General features: G+C 51.0%; 15 protein-coding genes and 1 pseudogene. 4 read left to right on the plus strand and 12 right to left on the minus strand.

The genetic code is table 11. The annotated features are described in order from the left end of the window. Positions 1-251: 251 nt before the first annotated feature. Together LG301_RS13925 and LG301_RS13930 are read right to left on the minus strand one after the other, a co-directional pair. Positions 252-756, minus strand: a pseudogene (locus tag LG301_RS13925) (transposase); the annotation flags it as partial. Positions 757-862: 106 nt separating this feature from the next. Then, complete coding sequence (locus tag LG301_RS13930) at positions 863-1,627, minus strand: EAL domain-containing protein (protein WP_404471749.1); 765 nt, start codon at positions 1,625-1,627, stop codon at positions 863-865. A gap of 161 nt (positions 1,628-1,788) precedes the next feature. Here LG301_RS13930 and LG301_RS13935 point away from each other — a divergent pair, with 161 nt between their 5' ends. Together LG301_RS13935 and LG301_RS13940 are read left to right on the plus strand one after the other, a co-directional pair. Beyond that, positions 1,789-2,193, plus strand: coding sequence for a helix-turn-helix domain-containing protein (locus LG301_RS13935; RefSeq protein WP_404471750.1), 405 nt, complete (start codon positions 1,789-1,791; stop codon positions 2,191-2,193). Between the two features lie 1,242 nt (positions 2,194-3,435). Then, entirely contained in the window at positions 3,436-3,909 is a 474-nt protein-coding gene (locus LG301_RS13940; RefSeq protein WP_404471751.1) for a Dps family protein, read from the plus strand. A gap of 153 nt (positions 3,910-4,062) precedes the next feature. Here the strand turns inward: LG301_RS13940 and LG301_RS13945 are convergent, their stop codons facing one another. From LG301_RS13945 to LG301_RS13965, 5 genes are all read right to left on the minus strand, one after another. After that, positions 4,063-6,135, minus strand: a complete 2,073-nt coding sequence (locus LG301_RS13945; protein WP_404471752.1) for a methyl-accepting chemotaxis protein — start codon at positions 6,133-6,135, stop codon at positions 4,063-4,065. 52 nt (positions 6,136-6,187) lie between these two features. Next, positions 6,188-7,489, minus strand: coding sequence for a methyl-accepting chemotaxis protein (locus LG301_RS13950; protein ID WP_404471753.1), 1,302 nt, complete (start codon positions 7,487-7,489; stop codon positions 6,188-6,190). A gap of 47 nt (positions 7,490-7,536) precedes the next feature. Further along, positions 7,537-8,124 carry a DUF6436 domain-containing protein gene (locus LG301_RS13955; protein WP_404471754.1) on the minus strand — a complete coding sequence of 196 codons (588 nt, stop codon included), beginning with the start codon at positions 8,122-8,124 and terminating at the stop codon, positions 7,537-7,539. Positions 8,125-8,411: 287 nt separating this feature from the next. After that, entirely contained in the window at positions 8,412-9,311 is a 900-nt protein-coding gene (locus tag LG301_RS13960; RefSeq protein WP_404471755.1) for an MFS transporter, read from the minus strand. A gap of 21 nt (positions 9,312-9,332) precedes the next feature. Continuing rightward, on the minus strand, positions 9,333-9,722 hold the full coding sequence (locus tag LG301_RS13965; protein WP_404471756.1) for an MFS transporter: 390 nt from the start codon (positions 9,720-9,722) through the stop codon (positions 9,333-9,335). Positions 9,723-10,447: 725 nt separating this feature from the next. Here LG301_RS13965 and LG301_RS13970 point away from each other — a divergent pair. Both LG301_RS13970 and LG301_RS13975 read left to right on the plus strand, forming a co-directional pair. Beyond that, positions 10,448-10,675 carry a hypothetical protein gene (locus tag LG301_RS13970; RefSeq protein ID WP_404475275.1) on the plus strand — a complete coding sequence of 76 codons (228 nt, stop codon included), beginning with the start codon at positions 10,448-10,450 and terminating at the stop codon, positions 10,673-10,675. Between the two features lie 78 nt (positions 10,676-10,753). Continuing rightward, positions 10,754-10,858, plus strand: a complete 105-nt coding sequence (locus tag LG301_RS13975) for a hypothetical protein (protein ID WP_404471757.1) — start codon at positions 10,754-10,756, stop codon at positions 10,856-10,858. A gap of 57 nt (positions 10,859-10,915) precedes the next feature. Here the strand turns inward: LG301_RS13975 and LG301_RS13980 are convergent, their stop codons facing one another. The 5 genes from LG301_RS13980 to moaB all read right to left on the minus strand — a co-directional run bounded on the left by LG301_RS13980 (position 10,916) and on the right by moaB (position 16,717). Next, the gene (locus LG301_RS13980; protein ID WP_404471758.1) at positions 10,916-12,901 is read right to left on the minus strand and encodes a methyl-accepting chemotaxis protein; all 1,986 of its coding nucleotides are present in this window, start codon (positions 12,899-12,901) and stop codon (positions 10,916-10,918) included. Between the two features lie 531 nt (positions 12,902-13,432). Next, complete coding sequence (moaA, locus tag LG301_RS13985) at positions 13,433-14,422, minus strand: GTP 3',8-cyclase MoaA (RefSeq protein ID WP_404471759.1); 990 nt, start codon at positions 14,420-14,422, stop codon at positions 13,433-13,435. Next, on the minus strand, positions 14,419-14,826 hold the full coding sequence (locus LG301_RS13990) for a putative zinc-binding protein (RefSeq protein ID WP_404471760.1): 408 nt from the start codon (positions 14,824-14,826) through the stop codon (positions 14,419-14,421). The genes moaA and LG301_RS13990 overlap by 4 nt, the downstream gene beginning before the upstream one ends. Before the next feature lie 53 nt (positions 14,827-14,879). Then, positions 14,880-16,142, minus strand: a complete 1,263-nt coding sequence (gene glp, locus LG301_RS13995) for a gephyrin-like molybdotransferase Glp (RefSeq protein WP_404471761.1) — start codon at positions 16,140-16,142, stop codon at positions 14,880-14,882. Next, the gene (gene moaB / locus LG301_RS14000) at positions 16,139-16,717 is read right to left on the minus strand and encodes a molybdenum cofactor biosynthesis protein B (RefSeq protein ID WP_404471763.1); all 579 of its coding nucleotides are present in this window, start codon (positions 16,715-16,717) and stop codon (positions 16,139-16,141) included. Before moaB ends, glp begins: the two co-directional genes overlap by 4 nt. Positions 16,718-16,726: the final 9 nt, after the last annotated feature.

Raw genomic sequence — 16,726 nt, forward strand, 5'->3', positions numbered from 1 at the left:
CAGATGGGTAGACCGGGTAATTGCTCGACCTGATCCCTCAGATCCGGACGTGCGCGATTGACGCATCCGGCTCCTCAATCATCAGTTTCGCTGAAGAATTAGTATGGCCGCACGATTCTCGGCATTGGGAAGGGAATACTCTGTGCTTGAGATAGGGCGCTGCGAGCTGCTGCAGACACGTATAGCGACAGACCGGCACAGGTGCTCGATGTCACTCTCCTTTAGGAACTCCAGTGTCGCGTTGTTCGTGAGTGCACCTCAATCGGCAGGCCATCGATATCCAGTGTCAGTTGCCCCGGGTGCCTGCCCTTCTCCAGCGAGGTCAGATACCAGACCACCAATCGCAACAGACCTTCGTATACGGCATCGATGTTGTCGCTGCCTCCAAGGCACGTTAGCAGCCGTGGCAGCGTGGCTTGTGACGGCCGGTCCTGCGCCAATTGCATCATCCCGCGCATCGTCGCAGGCCAGTTGCCATAGCGGGCCATGTCGCATGTGTGTCGGTATCGCTGAGGCCAATCCAGCCAATCGCATACTGCAGCACCAGCGTCCGCAGCTGACTGGCCAGCGAACGGCTTATACGCAGTGGGTTGCGCTGGTCGCCTAGATTGCATTTAAGCGCCTTAATACACCGCTGTTTTCGAGGGCGTCGCGCAGCAGCAGAGCACCGCTATCACTGGTGGTGCGTTGACCGTCGAGCTCAACGCGGATGGACCCGTTATAGGAGGGAATCCAGGGAGATAACATTTCACCCATGGCGAGTGGTTTTCTTGAACCAGAATCTTGTCATAAAGCACTGATTTTTAAAGATAATACCATCCGTTATTTTTGTTTCCAAGCCTGTCTCATGAATATTCCAAGCTCAATAGTCACGGTTGTACCAGGTAGCTAAAACTTCTTCACCTGGACACAGGAAGGTGTGGGTATATTCTCCATGGAAAAGCACGTCACCCATGCCCGAAACAAACTCAAGTTCATTTTCTGTGTCAACACCACCGAATACTATTTCTTTCTGTGTTTGCCTCGCAAGCGATAGAAGACCATGAATAAAGCTCCAAGCTAAATCGTACTGCAGTGCGCTTTTCATTAACCGTGTATCGCAGTTGATGTAGCCCACATGGGGGTTGGAAAGCACCTCAAAACGCTCGCCATCGGCAATGAAAGAGTCAACACTTAGGCTCGCTCCCAACTGCCTCAAACCCGCAAAAATTTCCTCATATTGTGTAGAATCGCCACTTCTCAGTTCTTTAGCGTGGAAAACGAGCCGACTGGGGTGAAACTCGGAAGCGTAAATGGCTTGTTCGATGTGGGACAATAGGGAGTGATCGTACTCATGACTCACTGTCAGGGGCAGTCCAATTTTGAGTGATGAATCTCTTAGCACCCCATGACCAATAAACTCCCTGACAAAACTCAGCGCCGACACAAGACACTCGATTGGGGTATCGTACTCCACGAGATCCTTGGGCACAGAAGCCTTAGCCGTATTATACTTTTCTCGGCCAAGAGAGCGCGGACCCTCTGCCTTGACCACTTGGACTTCCACTAAGCGCCTAGTCCTCGCAGTTAATATAGGTCGAAAGACGAACTCTGATCCTCTATGCTTTTGTTTTTGAGGCTTTTTCAAAGACTACTCCCTGTGTTTTAAAAGAGAACGCGATGTAGGTAGCGACAGTTCTAAATCATAAGTGCAGAATAAGCATATATTCAACGAATTTATATGCCCATTAAACATTTTTTTAAATACATATTTCTGGTTAATATTGAGCTTAAAAGGCAAGGGCAACTATGAGCTTAGGACAAGCGTTACGACAGCTGAGAAAGCAAAAGGGGCTCACTCTCGAGGAGCTGGCGCGAAGAACCAATTCCCACGTTGGAAATCTCAGCCGCATTGAGCGAAATGTCTCACGCCCAAGTCTGGAGCTTCTTTACCGAATTTCCGAGGCGCTTGACTTCAGAATGTCTGAAGTGTTCGCCTTATCCGAGCCGGGCAACAAAGAGGCGAACCCGGACCAAATTGCACTGAATGCTATCTTTATTTCGCTTTTGGAGAAAGACCGAGGTCTTTTGTTAGACTTTGCTCACTTGTTGCAAAAACGAGTCAGCCTCACAGCTGATCAGACAAACACGAGCGCTCACAAATTGCCGACCTTGCCATATAACAACTCACTGCCTGACAAAGAAAAAGGTTGAGCCTGGGTTATTCAAGACCCTGGCCTGATAACAAAGTTGGCGAATGGTATTCTCTAGAAAGTTCAGTATGTTCAGACAAGAACCTGCCTCCAGGGAACTATTCGCCATGGGCGCAATAGGTCGCCGACCCGCTCTTGGCGGTTGGCATGTAGCGATGCACGAAGCCTGATACCGTTGGAGGAAGCCCCCCGCAAGCCACGCAATCTCCACGCGGTAATGTGAACCGCCCCGGTTATTCTGGAGACCGGTTGGTTTGAGTCAGGCTGCTTCACCCGGCTCCTCTAATTGACGATAATATGTCCTTTCTCGTTCTGCTGGTGGAATGTTTCCTGTGGGTTCCAGCAGTCAGCGATTGTTGAACCAGTCAACCGATTGAAGGTCATGCTAAACGTCAAGGTTATGCCTACGGTATGGGAGACATCAGCGAACTTGAACTAGAAAGGGCACGCCAGGACATACCGTTGCCCATACATCACCCTTGGGATGAGGTCAGTTGGTTGCGATAACCCCTTATCACTACAATCCCGGGTTTCCATAAACCAAACCACACCGCGGTTCCCGAACATCTTTTGCGCTATTTCCTTTTGATTAAACTGTCAATCGACAAGCCCAGCAGCTCAGTATTCAACGCCTTGAACGGATCAGCGTAGTCCGCAAACCCGAAAATTCTGTGATGCATTCCGGGGTAAAATCGGGGTGTGGCTAATAGCATAATCCAATCATGAAACCTGCTATTGACAAATTATTAACTTCCTAACGCCTGGAAATGGGGTTTTTGCACAAAAATTAATCGCTACTGAGGTGCGTCTAAATGTCTCATGCGAAAAGCTTGGCTACGCCCTAAGCTTAGAACATCATATAAAGTTATTTCGTTAGATTATTTTGGAATTTAATACAAAAATCTTACAAATAGGAGTATTTATGAGGTAGTTAGAATTGTGTTGATAACATGTTGGTTCTTTATCAACATAGGTACAGATAAAGTTAAACTGACCTAGTGGCAGCCACTAGCTCTATTTTTATCCAGCGTATTTCTTAGCACAACGTACTGGTGCCTATGAATCAAAAAAGAACTCACATTTATTTATCGATAAGCAATAAATGCACGACACAACAGGAAGTAAGCGATTATAGTCGTTTGCAATAGGAGTAAATAAACAGCTTTTTTTACACTAGTCACATCACCAAAACTAATTAAAAATTGGTGCTTATATTATATTTTATGACAAAGGAGACGATCACATGAGTAACAATAACACTATTGGCCTAAACGAAACTAATGTTAGCCAGTTGGTTGAAAAGCTCAACGAGCTACTTTCCAATTATCAAATTTTCTATATGAATGTACGTGGCTATCATTGGAATGTGAAAGGTCGTCAATTTTTTCAGCTTCACGAAAAATTTGAGGAACTCTACACAGACCTGTTGGCCAAAGTTGATGAAGTTGCTGAGCGTATATTAACACTGGGCCATCAACCACTGCATGCTTACAGCGATTATGTAAAAATCTCTAATATTCAAGAAGATAAAGATGTTAAAGACGGTGAAACGTGCGTGCGAGGTATATTAAAAGGTTATCAATCTATTATTGAATTACAGCGCGAGATACTTTCATTAGCCTCAGACGCCGAAGATGAAGGTACAGCAGCCCAAGCGGGTGACTATATTCGTGAGCAAGAAAAAACCGTTTGGATGCTTACATCATATCTTGCTTAATGTGATTTTTTAAGCGCTAACGCAATGCGATTTTTTACCATATAAATTGTAATTTGCGTGTAAAAATTTTGTACTTTAGGTTTTGGAAGATAGCGTGAATATACGCTATCTTCCGTTTCTCTATACAATAAGTTCAGAAATTTCAGTTAAAATTCAAAACGTCTCCCACTCCTCGTGCCTGTTTGATCTATTCGACAATGTGCTCGCTGTTGTTACCGATGAGGACGGGCTGTTTAGTTTAGGGGCTTTAGGGACAATTCCAACGGTACTTGGCCCGGTTTTTTTCGAACGCTGCTCTCTAGCATCCAACACAAAAGCGTTAAGCATGCTGTCGAGCGCCTGCGCGGCCTCTTGCATATTACTGGCCAGAGAGGAGCTTTGACTCACCATGGCAGCGTTTTGCTGTGTCATCGTATCCATTTCGGTAACTGCAAGATTGACCTGTGAAATACCCGAAGATTGCTCTTTTGTGCCAGCGGTGATCTCTCCAATGACATCCGAGACCTGTGCCACAGAGGTGTGAATCGTTTGCATATTCGCCACCACGCGTTCTAATAGTAGGCCTCCTTCATGGGTGTGCTGCACCGACTCATCAATCAGCGTTCGGATATTTTTAGCGGCGTCGCCGGCACGGCTTGCTAGGTTACGTACTTCTTGTGCCACTACCGCAAACCCGCGCCCATGCTCCCCAGCACGCGCCGCTTCTACAGACGCATTAAGGGCAAGAATATTGGTTTGAAATGCGATGGAGTCAATAAGTCCTGTGATGTCGCTGATATTAGCGGCAGAAGAAGAGATTGACTGCATTTTCTCCTCCATCTCTTGCATGCTAGCTCCACCAGCCTGGGCGGTTTTGGCCGTATTCAGTGCTAATATGTTCGCCTGCTCAGCTGCTTCTGCCGTGTGTGATACCGTTGAGTTGATCTGCTCCATCGACGCTGACGTTTCTTGCAGATTAGCAGCTGCTTGTTCGGTTCTTGTAGATAGCTCCCCACTCGCCGCAGCCATTTCATTGCTAGATAAAAGAACAGCTTCGGTACTACTTCTCACTTCTAACAGCGTTTTCTGCATCCGCTCGACAAACGCATTAAACTGTTTCGCCAGTTCACCTACTTCATCGCTAGAATTGGCTGGTAGCCGCTGTGTAAGATCTGCTTCACCACTGGCGATATCGGCCATTGCTGACGCGGTGCTCTTAACCGGTGCTAGCGTCCGGCGAATCGCAACGCCTAAAACCAATAGAAGCACACCAACAATAATAGCGCTTTGCAATAAGAATGAGCGCACCAGCTGCTGGGCCACATTGGTAAATAGCTGATTGGGAGCAAGAATAGCAAGATGCCATCCGGTATCCCCAACTGCCTCCCAAAATACCTGAACCTGATCTCCGTTAGGGGTATGCATGCTACCTTGTACAGACTGTTGACTCGCCAACGAGCGCGCCATGGTATCAGCACCTATATATCCTGCTGTTTCAGCATCATTAATATTTAAATTCATCCGCAGATCAGTATTAGGATGAGCTACCACTAGACCTTTAGAATCAGTTAATAAACCATAACTCCCTGGCCCCACATCGATGTTGGCCATCAAGTCGGATATATGCGACATAGAAAGCGTAATACCAAGTAGACCAACTCTTTCACCCTGCTGGTTAATAATTACTTCTGCCATGACAGCCGTTGGCTCTCCGCTGACAAGAGAAATTACAGGATCCGCTAATAACCTTTCGGCTCGCCCTTCTACCACTAAATCATGGAAGTATTGGCGATCAAAGATATTAGTTTTAACGCCAGCATGTGTCACTACATCCCCCTGTGCGTTAGCAACATAAAACGATTCAATTGAAGCGTCACCAGGGAAGCGATTAGCAAGCCAATCTTGATGGCTCTCTACTGGCCCTGGCTCATGCAGTTCTGGGGATTGCGCTATGCCAGACAGCCAAAGCTGATAACCGCCTAACCACTGGTTAATTTCAGCTGCTCTGGATTCAACCTGCTGAACAGAACTGTTCTCAACAATGGGGGGAACATCGCGGTTTAATTGATATTGGATAAATAAAAATAACGCTATAAATCCCGTTATCAGTGGTATAGCTGCTACAAAAAGTAGTTTTTGGGTAAGGGAAAAGTTAAATCTGAATTTCATCAAAAAAACCTTATAAGAATCGTCAAGCTGAATCATGACTGAACATTTGTAAACATTAAAGCCTACTAAAACAGCCATCTAGTAATTTTTAGCAATTATTCTGAACCAATTTGCGCTACATAATAGCCACTTAATTTATAGTTTGATTCTGAAGAGCTGTCGCTGTTTCCTCCATTTCAGACGATGTACCGGCTAGCTGCTCTGCTAGCAGATTGATGTCTTGAGCGCCCTGGTGTAACTCATACGTTGCTTTATTGATTTGCTCAATGCCCTGCGACTGCTCTTGGCTGCTGGCGGCAATACTTCGCACCAACTGAGCCGTGCGCTCAATTGAGGGAACCAGCTCTCTAATGCGTTCGCCGGCCTGTTCAGCCGTTGTAAGAGAGCGGGACGACGTATCGCCAATCTCTTGAGCGGCCAGCCGGCTACCTTCGGCTAATTTACGCACCTCTGCAGCGACCACCGCAAAGCCGCGGCCATGCTCACCGGCTCTGGCAGCTTCTACAGAAGCGTTAAGCGCCAGCAGATTAGTTTGAAAGGCGATGTTATCAATGACTTTGACTTTATCGGCGATATCGCGCATCGCTTGCAACGTTTGCGTGACAGCCGCGCTGCCTTGATTCGCCCCATCCACTGCCTGATTAGCAACGTGCTCTGTTTCACGTGCGTTATCGGCATTTTGAGCCACTGTCGAGCTTAGCTCCTCAAGAGAAGCGGTGGTTTGCTCAACGCTTGTGGACTGTTGCGCCGTCGAAGAAGAGAGTTTTTCCGAGGCTGACGACACCCGGCCGGATAGACCCGCGATGCTCTCAATGGCTTGCTCTACTTCGCCCAACAGCGCCGCGCGCTGATGCTTTAATTCGATCGCCATTTGATCGCTCTGAGCTAAGGCCTCCTGCGAACGGATATATTCGCCGGCCATCAGATTGGCCAGCACCACCAGTACAGCCGCCTCGAAGGCTAAGTATCCGCCGTGCACGAGCACCATAGTGAGGCTGGCTTCAGGCATTAAGTAAACGCCGGTATTCATGGTCTGCAGCACGTGAAACCCAAGGTGGTGCACGACTGCAACTACGGCGGCCACCATGATAACGCGCCAATCTCTGTAGTAGAGCAGGATGGCAAGCAGTACAAATAGGCCAAAGTGTGCTTCAACGAGGCCATGAGTCTGATGAATGTGCAGCCCCGTCATCACCATAAAAGCAGCACCCATATATAGTCGCGTGAGCAGCGCGGCTCCCTGGGTATAGGTCAAGTAGCCGCCCAGCAGCACCGTGGGTAGGCTGATGATGGCGGCTTCTAGCCATGTGCCATACCAGCCTGCCAGCGCGAACGCGAGCAGGCCCTGGGTGACCAGTATCTTTAACATCAGTTGGCTGGCATCGTCCCACTGGTCGCGAAAAATGTCTGGCTCAAGCATTTTCAGCTGCATTTCTTCCTCGTTTCTATCGAAAGATAGTGTTTTTATCGGTGCGGTCATTAGGAGCGTGCTGCCGGCCAGTCACAGTAGCAGCCAAAGGCAGACAGATTCAGCCACGGCGCTACTTCGCCAGGCGACACCACGTCATTAAGAATAAGCTCAACGGGCGTGCTGTCACCGCTGGCACAAAATGCACCATCGCTATATGGTCCGAAGTAAACCAGCGTGCTTCGAGCGTCAAAGACAGCCGCCGACGGCGTGCTTAGTCCCTCTAGCTGCTCAACCACCACGGCACTTGATGCCTCGGGAAACGTGGTTAACGCTTGATCAACTAAGCTTTGCCTAGGCACTGCCACGACAAACTCAATACCTTGGCCTACGTAGGCCTGCATGATTTCTTCAGTGTGCGCTTGGCTAAAGCGACTGCAGCGACAGCCCGGGTTCCAGAAGTTGACAAGCCGCCCTGTGGCATTTTCCGGCAGGGGAGATGCGCTGATCGCAGTGCTAGCCACTTCTTCTGGAAAGCGAGCGAACACTTCATCATCGGCAAACAGACGGAGGTCTTTATAGGCAAATAGCCAAAAAGCGATCGCTACCAGTACGACCCAGCACATCACCAAACTGACGCCCACTGTCTTAGGCTGCATGAAGCCCTCGCTTTAAATTAAATAAATCTAAGCATAAGGCTAAAAAGCATATCACAGAAAATATTTAATGCGTGTTATGAATGCACCTAACTTGGCCTAAATTTTTGTTATTGCAACTAATCCACTTCTAATCTTGTTGCCTGAACACTATGTGTAAACCTCGACGATAACTCCGCTCTTACGTAGGGTTGAACCACCCCAGTTATTCCGGAGGCCGGTTTGTTTGGGTCAGGTAGCTTCACCCAACTACTCCAATTGTTTTGTTCAGTTATTGATGACGGCGTTCTTCAGTCGTCTTGAGGGTTCAGGCGTGGATGGGTCTCTTCCCCCAAAACCATGACCAGAGCGCCCGAGAGGAACATGGCGATGGCCACGAACCAGAAGCCGGCAGTAACGGCGCCGGTGAGATGGGCCACCAGGCCGAACCCCAGAGCGCCGATGCCGTAACCGAGGTCACGCCAGAAGCGGTAGATACCAATGGCAGAGCTGCGCCAGTTGGGGTGGGAAATATCCGCAACTGCTGCGCTCAGGTTGGGGTAAAGGAGCGCCATCCCGAAACCGGTAACAGCGGCAGCGAAAGACCACCAACCCACACCGCTGCTCAGTAGCGTCAGAGCCACGCCGCCCCCGCAGAGCCACATGCCCCAGACGATGGGCCGGAAGCGGCCGATATGATCCGACAGCCGTCCGGTGACGAACTGGGAACCGCCCCATACGAAGCCGTAGATCCCCACGATCCAGCCGATGGCACCGAGCCCGAGGCCCTGCTGGCAGAGGAACACCGGATAGAAGACCCACACCAGGGCGTCGACGAACTTTTCTACCAGACCCGCCTGGCAGAAGGACGCCATGCGACGGTCACGCCATCTCATCAGCGCGAACTTCTCTCCGGTGGTGGGGGTGTCCGAGACCAAACGCGAGATCCTGGCCCTCGGCCCATCGTGGTTGCCGCTGGCGTGTCGGGCGCTCTCCGACTTGGCCCAGGCATGCGTCTCACGGATCGAGGTCAGGGTCAGCACGATGGCGAGTGCGATCACTGCGGCACCGAAGACAAACAGCCCCAGGCGCGGCCCCAGTCCCAAGACCAGGTAGCCGGTGACGATCCCCGCCACGGCCACCCCCACATAGCCCGAGAACTCGTTCATGCCCATGGTGAAGCCGCGCTCATCGACTCGGGTAATGTCCATCTTGGCGGTCTGTGTAGTCGATCAGCAGAGCCGCTGAATGATGCCCAGTAGTACGATGGCAGCGATGATCCAGCTCCATGACGGGGGATACAGCACCATGAACGAAATCGGGATGGCCGATAGCCAGCCCACCAGCAGTACCTTTTTACGCCCGATACATTCAGAGAGCCGCCCAACCACGCAGTTCAGGAAGCCCTTCACGAAGCCGAAGGCGATCACGAACGATGTCAGCATCATGAAGAAGCCTTCGGCGACGCCGAACTCGGACTCCGCCAGTGTCGGCACCACGGTGCGCATCATGCCGATGGTCAGTCCGACCAGAAAGACTTGGCCCAGCTGATGAGAGAACTGGTGAAGGTTCTCAAGGATACCGTGTCGATAGTGTTCGTGAGACGAACCAGGGGATGTCATCTGGCCCTCCTTAGGCGCGAGTTATCGTTGCCTCGCGCGTATATTGGAATGAAAGCTGAGAAGCGAGGCGTGGCACGCGCACCATGGGGTTACTGTGGCTTTTTGGCCAAGAAATGTATTTAGTGCTTTCCCATAGCTGGGGTAATGATAACGGTGCTCTCATTAATACTCGTTACTTATTGTTGATTAACGATGAATCTCTAGACACGCATTTATCTGATATGTAGTTGAGCTAGCTAGCGTTCACTCTTCGTACATACGGCTCTTTCATAGTCCAAAGATAGTGCATTACCATTTCAATAATCATCACGAGAACCGCATACCTACCCTCATAGATATGATCAACACGGGATTTTCTTCGTCGTGGTGTGTGCATCCCTATAAAAACGTGAAACTAAATAGCGGCAAAGCGCTTAAAAAGCGAAATCTATCTTAATATTGATCAAATATATATTAAAAGGCATCATATTTTATAAAGTCACATTACGTCTGTGGTGCTAATTTAAAAGGAGTAGTTGGCCGATTCGCTCTTTGCTATTACTCAGCAGGCATAGCCGTTTCTCCGGGTGATTATTGTGGGGCTATTAGGAGCTGGTCATGAACAAAACAAAAATTATTGGCGCACTGTTATTGACGCTGGGTAGGACAGGCGATGCTCTCGCAGAGAGAGTGGCTTCTATGGTGGGGCGAGCATCGGGCAGTCAACCATCGATGCCTGTGGCGGTATCACCAATTGCGACGACACAGATACCAGCTGGAAAATCTTCGGCGGCTGGGAGATGAATTCGAATATCGCCTTCGAGGCTGCCTGGGTAGATTTTGGTGAGGTCAGTGGGTCTGTAGACGGTTCGGCAGTTAGCGCCGAAGCGGACGGCTGGACGATTGCTGCGAAAGGCATTTTGCCGCTCAACGAGCAGTTCGGCGTGTTCGGCAAGTTTGGCGTAATCATATAGGATATTAAAGGAGGCGGTGCTGCTGCCGGCATTAACGACGATGGTACCGACCTGATGTATGGCCTCGGGGCTCACTACATGTTCACTGACCAGCTCGGCATTGTGGGTGAGTGGGAGTGGTATGATATTGACAATGATAATGACATTGATCTGTTTTCCATCGGGGCAATGTACAAGTTCTAGGCTGCTCGATCACGTACCCAGCAAGAGGGGGAGTTACCTCCCCCTTCTTTGCTCACCTTAGCTGATGTGCTGCCTATCAACGGATAAAGTGTTACCTGATTGTTTTGACCCGCGAGCGGTATTAGAGAGTGAATCGGCGACTTTATATTTGCTAATGCGGGCGGACATTTCTTCGGCCTGCTCATCAAGCGAGCGACTGGCAGCCGCCACTTCTTCGACCAGCGCGGCATTTTGCTGAGTCACCTCTTCTAGTTGACTCATGGCGCGATTAATCTGCTCAACACCGGCTGATTGCTCGTGGGTCGCTGATGCCATTTCTTCCATCAGGCGGGCCACCTTTTGCACACGCTCCGAAATAGTCGTTAAGGAGTTGCTGGTGGATGTCACTAGCCCCTCACCTTCATTAATAGTGGCGATATTATTTTCAATCAGCTGACGTATTTGGCTGGCCTCCTCAGCACTGCGACTAGCAAGCTTACGCACTTCGCTAGCGACAACAGCAAATCCTCGACCATGCTCCCCTGCACGTGCGGCCTCTACAGAAGCATTCAGGGCTAATAAATTGGTTTGGAAAGCAATATTATCAATCGCTGCAATAATCGTCGTAATCTGGTCACTAGATGAATGGATGTTTTGCATGGCTTGTTGTGCTTGCTGGGCAATGGCTGCGGCACCTTCCGCTTCCGTAGCCACATCATGCGTCATGCGTTGAGCTTCATGTGCATTGTCAGCCGTTTGGCGCACGGTGGCGGTTATCTCTTCAAGGCTTGACGCTGTCTGTACTAATGACGCCGATTGCTCTTCGGTACGTTGTGCCAAATCCTGATTACCTTGGGCAATTTCACCACTGGCCAATTCTACTGACTGTGCGTTGCGCTTAATCTCTCCAATTAATGCTTCTGTATCTTTTGACGCATCATTAAACGCATGATAAAGCTTAGACAGTTCATCTGTTCCCGGCACGGTAAGCCGTTGGGTTAAGTCATTGCCTCGTGTAGAGATATTCTTTAACGCGGCGGTTAAAGGACGCGTCAGCGTAAAGACAATCATAGCGGCGGCCGCCACAGCAAACAGTGTGGCTAAGACCGCAATAATCATGAAGCGCCAGAGGGCACGCTGTGCATCACGTTGCAACGCAGCCGTTGTGGTAATGACTTGTTGCGACACGTTGTCTTCGAGGTTTTTAAGACGGCTAATTTTGACCGTTTGCCACTCAAACCACTCGTTAGGGTCTACGTTATACCCCCCTACATCGTATTGCTGAATAGCAAGCTCTCGTCGCTCAATTAAGCGTTCAATTTCCTGGCCACTCAAAGCGTCCGTAAGCTGGCGTCGTTGATCTGCGCCAGCAAAGGCGCGAAAGCCTGTTAAAAAGGCCGCTTCTTCCCCTATCAGTGTTAAATAGCGATTGAGCATCTCAAACGACATACCATCTGCACCAAATGCTGCAGAGAGGATAGCGCGTTCAATGCCGGCCAAATCCTTGGCGTGTAAAAGGTTGAAATAAGCAGCCAGCTGTCGGCTGATCTCCCCTTCGCGGGTTTGCTGAGTAAGCGATCCAATTAAGCCCATGAGCTGCTGGTTGATGCCTGTATAGTGACTCAGTGCGGCATTGACCTCGATAGACAGTTGATCTACGTCTCGGCGTAAGCTGGCTGTTCGTTGCCACTGCCGCTCCAGTTGGTCAAGCTGTTCATTGGCAGCTGCACTTAGAACGCCAAACGGCAGGCTTCGACGCTTTTCAACAAATGCCTCAGCCGCAGTATCCGTTTGTGGCCGCTGCTGGCTTAATCGTTGGCTGAAGGCCTCGCCGTCACTCGCTAAATAACCTGACGACATACCACGCTCAATTTGTATTTGATGTATCAAGTCTCCAGCACTTTGTGCCAGCGCTGTCATGGTTTGGAGCTGCTTTAATTCCCGGACGGTGGCTTGTCGATCAAGCACACCGTTGATAGCAAACCATGCTAAGGCAAGTAGGGGGAGAGTGAGCACCAAAGAAAATTTGGCATACATAGGTAGTCGGTTTAATAGAGTTTTCATTGCTAAGTTCCTAAGGAGCGCACAGTAGAAGCAACTGTAATCATTTATATTATAATGCTGGCTAATTACACTCCAGCGACAACGACTTAACACCACTTAAGAGGTAGTATTAACTTAAAGATAAATATCACTTAAGAAGTAGATAGAATTAGAAGGCTTCCATATAGAGTATTGTGACGGGCATATGCGTTGCGAGTAGGCCATAACCTCTTCACGCTAGTTGTCCAGCACCCTGATCAGATCAACCTAGATTTCTTTATGGCTATTTTCCATGAACCACAGTGGCGGGCATAAGCCAGTAATGCCCTCGAGCTTCTATCTCCTGGATTCATTGACCATCGCCGGGCTGTCTTTATGCCACCGCTCAGTAATCTACGGCTTGAGCCAATAGACTGGGTGAGGTTGTTGAAGCGGCGTGCTAGGGCGTTGTTGGTCTGTTGCCTGATGCGGTTGACATGGGCAACGAGGTGTCCTGCGCGCCTGATGATTTTGTCTTGCACGGTATTGAAGCCTGAATTCAATTAAGTAGAGTCAGCCACCGGTTGCATTCATAAATCTCAATACTTGAACGTCACCATCGGTCGTAAAGTTATGACGCTCAGGTTTCTTTGTCATCGCCGCCACAATGGCCGCTTTCAGGCGCTGGGTGTCACCCGGGTATCGCCGCATGATGGCGCGCAAATCTACCGAATGTTCATTACCCAAACAGAGCAACAGACGTCCCTCAGCCGTCACCCTTACCCGGTTACAGGCGTCGCAAAAATTATGGCTATGGGGAGAAATAAAGCCAATGCGCGATGCACTGCCCGGCATACGGTAATAACGAGAGGGTCCTAGCGTAGTCTCAGTGGTCGGCAGAAGTTGATAATGCTGTTCAATCCTCTCGCGTACTGTGTCACTGGAAAGGTAGGTTTCGCCACGGTTATGCTCACTAATAGCGCCCAGCGACATCTCCTCGATAAAGCTGATATCTACTTCCTCATCATGTGCGAAATTAACGAGATCAAGAATTTCATCGTCATTGCGCCCCTTCAGCAATACGGCATTGAGCTTGGTTGATGTGAATCCCGCCTGGCGCGCGGCTCGGATACCTTCGATGACTTGGTTTAGCTCTCCCGTCCGGGTTAATGCCTTAAAGCGCTCGGGTTTGAGGGAATCGAGACTGATGTTGACACGATCAAGCCCGCCTAGGCGCAAGGCTTTCGCATGCTTCACTAGGCCCGAACCATTGGTAGTCATGGTCAGCTCGCGTAAGCCTTCCAGCTCACCAAGCTTTTCAACTAGCGTCAGTATGCCCTTACGAACCAAAGGCTCCCCCCCGGTAAGGCGAATTTTCTCTACCCCCAGCTCAACGAACGCTTGAGAGAGTGTGGCCAACTCCTCCAGGGTAAGCAGCTTGGCCCGGGGCAGGAAGGTCATCTCCTCAGCCATGCAATAAACACAGCGGAAGTCGCAGCGATCCGTCACCGAAAGGCGAAGATACCGTATCGTGCGGCCAAACCCATCGACTAACACACTCATTTTTCAGGCTCCTCTACGTGGGCACTGGCATCAATAGGTAGCCGGGCAATGAGTGCTTTTACCTCTGCGGTGACATCAGTGATTGTTTGTTGATCATAAAACTGACCTCGCCGCTTGCGCAGGCCGTTTTCGTAGAGTTTCACATGCTCTGTAGGCGTCACACCTGCATTGGCAAGACAGTGGCTAGCGCAGTGCATCTGACACCCATCAATGGCCACGACTGGGCGCCCGCTACGGGCTGTCCGTACCAGGCCGGGCACACCACCGCCTACGCCAGCAATGCAGGACATTTCCGCTTCCCCCGTGTGATCAAGGCGCAGAGCGACACTATTGGCCAGCTGCGCTACATCCGAGCAGCCGGAGCAGGCATATACCAATGTGCGTGGTTTGTGGTGTGAAGACATACCCTCTCCTGTAAAAAGCAAACAACGTCAGCAGCCACCGTGGGCATAGAAGCTCAAGCGGCGAACTGATTAATGGGGTAGTAGTGGTAGGTTTCCCCTTCAGCCACATCGGTTGCGGGGGTAATCATTAGATAGCCATCGGCTTGGCTTGCCCCGCTAAGCATATGCGACCCTTGCCCGCCCGCTAATTGTGCTACCGGCGCCCCATGTGACCAGTCCAGCGCTACCCTTAATAACTCACTCCGCCCCTGGGGGCCGCGCTGAGAAAAGCCTGCTTTTACGGGGAAACACTGAAGTGCAGCTACGGGTCGGTCTTGCAGGGTGTGAATAAACGGCAGAGCCAGCAGTTGCCAGCCCACCAGCGAAGCCACTGGGTTACCCGGCAGCGCAATAAGCGGCGTGGTAGACGATGGCGCCGAGCCTAAATAACCAAACGCAAAGGGCTTACCGGGCTTCATCGCGACACCATGAAAATGCAGCCCGCCGCGCTGCTCGATCACCGGACGAACGTGGTCCTCCTCGCCAACGGACACGCCTCCCGTGCACACCACTACATCCGCCATAGTTTGGGCATAGTCAAACGCCTGATGCAGCGGCTCGGGCGAGTCAGCGATGACCCCAAGATCCAATACATCGCACTGCGCTTGCGTAAGCAATACGTTGAGCATGGCCCGGTTGCTGTCGTAAACCTGCCCTGGCAACCGCTCTGCGCCGGGGGCAATCAGCTCATCGCCGGTTGAGAGCAGCGCCACCAGCAGGCGACGTTTAACGGGCACGGCACTTATTCCGTGGCTTGCCAGCAGCGCAATCGATGCCGCAGTAAGATACTCGCCCGCTGCCATTAGCGGGGCTCCCGCGCGAGTCTCCTCGCCCTGGCGACGAATATTAGCGCCTACCACCAAGTTACCTTCGAGATGTACATGACCCCGCTGATCAAGCGTGACGCGCTCCTGGGGCACCACAATATCGGCCCTCATGGGAACCGGCGCGCCGGTAAAAATGCGGGCGCAGCCGCCTGGGGGTAGCAACATCACACCCGCCCCAGCCGGCACTCGCTGAAGAATGGGCAACCCTTCACCTGGTGGTACTCCTTGGTAGTCAGCCAGGCACAACGCATAACCATCCATTGCGCTATTATCCACCCCTGGCATATCCAGTGGAGCCACCACCGCCTCCGCCAACACTCGCCCTGGCGCCTGTTCAAGGGGGACGGTTTCTACGCCACTAAGCGGCGTAGCTGCGTCAATCAACCACCGACGTGCTGCAAACAAATCGAGTAATCCAGGCGTTACTATGTCAGCACATTGGCAGTTCATAAGCGCTCCGCCTCATTGACAGTGCTCACGGCGTGACGACTGTTACACGACGCCACCGAAGGCAATACCATGGCGGCAAAGTTGCAGGGCCGAGTGCGAGAGTCCAATTGCAAAGCGATAATTTTATCCCACGCCATGGCACACGCTTTAGGTGAGCCGGGCATAGCAAAGATCAGCGTTTGATTGGCGACCCCCGCTACCGCTCGGGACTGGATGGTCGCCGTGCCGATAGTCTGCAAGGAGAGGTGACGAAATAGCTCGCCGTACCCCTCAATCGCTTTGTCGAACAGTGGCGCCAGTGCCTCTGGGGTAGTATCCCGAGGGGTGAAACCAGTACCGCCATTGACCAGGATCGCCTGGACATCGGCCCGTGAGATCCACTCTGAGACCACGGCCCGCACCTGATAGATATCGTCAGGCACGATGCGCCGCTCCACCAAACTATGGCCGCTTTCGCTTAGATGGGCAGCAAGCAGGTCACCGCTACCATCCTCGTCAAACCCGCGTGTATCGGAAACCGTTAGCACCGCGATGCTAAGCGGCGTGAAAAGGGCATCTACAGGTACATGGGACATCAAGCCTCT

It is taken from the genome of Vreelandella venusta (assembly GCF_044809155.1).
Taxonomy (GTDB): domain Bacteria; phylum Pseudomonadota; class Gammaproteobacteria; order Pseudomonadales; family Halomonadaceae; genus Vreelandella; species Vreelandella venusta_B.

What these genes read in the sequence shown, in the direction of transcription:
- LG301_RS13950 (WP_404471753.1), bottom strand. Translation starts at nt 7,489, where the DNA reads ATGCAGCTGAAAATGCTTGAGCCAGACATTTTTCGCGACCAGTGGGAC.
- LG301_RS13965 (WP_404471756.1), bottom strand. Translation starts at nt 9,722, where the DNA reads ATGACATCCCCTGGTTCGTCTCACGAACACTATCGACACGGTATCCTT.
- LG301_RS13940 (WP_404471751.1), top strand. Translation starts at nt 3,436, where the DNA reads ATGAGTAACAATAACACTATTGGCCTAAACGAAACTAATGTTAGCCAG.
- LG301_RS13980 (WP_404471758.1), bottom strand. Translation starts at nt 12,901, where the DNA reads ATGAAAACTCTATTAAACCGACTACCTATGTATGCCAAATTTTCTTTG.
- LG301_RS13945 (WP_404471752.1), bottom strand. Translation starts at nt 6,135, where the DNA reads ATGGCTGTTTTAGTAGGCTTTAATGTTTACAAATGTTCAGTCATGATT.
- LG301_RS13990 (WP_404471760.1), bottom strand. Translation starts at nt 14,826, where the DNA reads ATGTCTTCACACCACAAACCACGCACATTGGTATATGCCTGCTCCGGC.
- moaA (WP_404471759.1), bottom strand. Translation starts at nt 14,422, where the DNA reads ATGAGTGTGTTAGTCGATGGGTTTGGCCGCACGATACGGTATCTTCGC.
- glp (WP_404471761.1), bottom strand. Translation starts at nt 16,142, where the DNA reads ATGAACTGCCAATGTGCTGACATAGTAACGCCTGGATTACTCGATTTG.
- LG301_RS13960 (WP_404471755.1), bottom strand. Translation starts at nt 9,311, where the DNA reads ATGGACATTACCCGAGTCGATGAGCGCGGCTTCACCATGGGCATGAAC.
- LG301_RS13955 (WP_404471754.1), bottom strand. Translation starts at nt 8,124, where the DNA reads ATGCAGCCTAAGACAGTGGGCGTCAGTTTGGTGATGTGCTGGGTCGTA.
- LG301_RS13975 (WP_404471757.1), top strand. Translation starts at nt 10,754, where the DNA reads ATGTTCACTGACCAGCTCGGCATTGTGGGTGAGTGGGAGTGGTATGAT.
- moaB (WP_404471763.1), bottom strand. Translation starts at nt 16,717, where the DNA reads ATGTCCCATGTACCTGTAGATGCCCTTTTCACGCCGCTTAGCATCGCG.
- LG301_RS13935 (WP_404471750.1), top strand. Translation starts at nt 1,789, where the DNA reads ATGAGCTTAGGACAAGCGTTACGACAGCTGAGAAAGCAAAAGGGGCTC.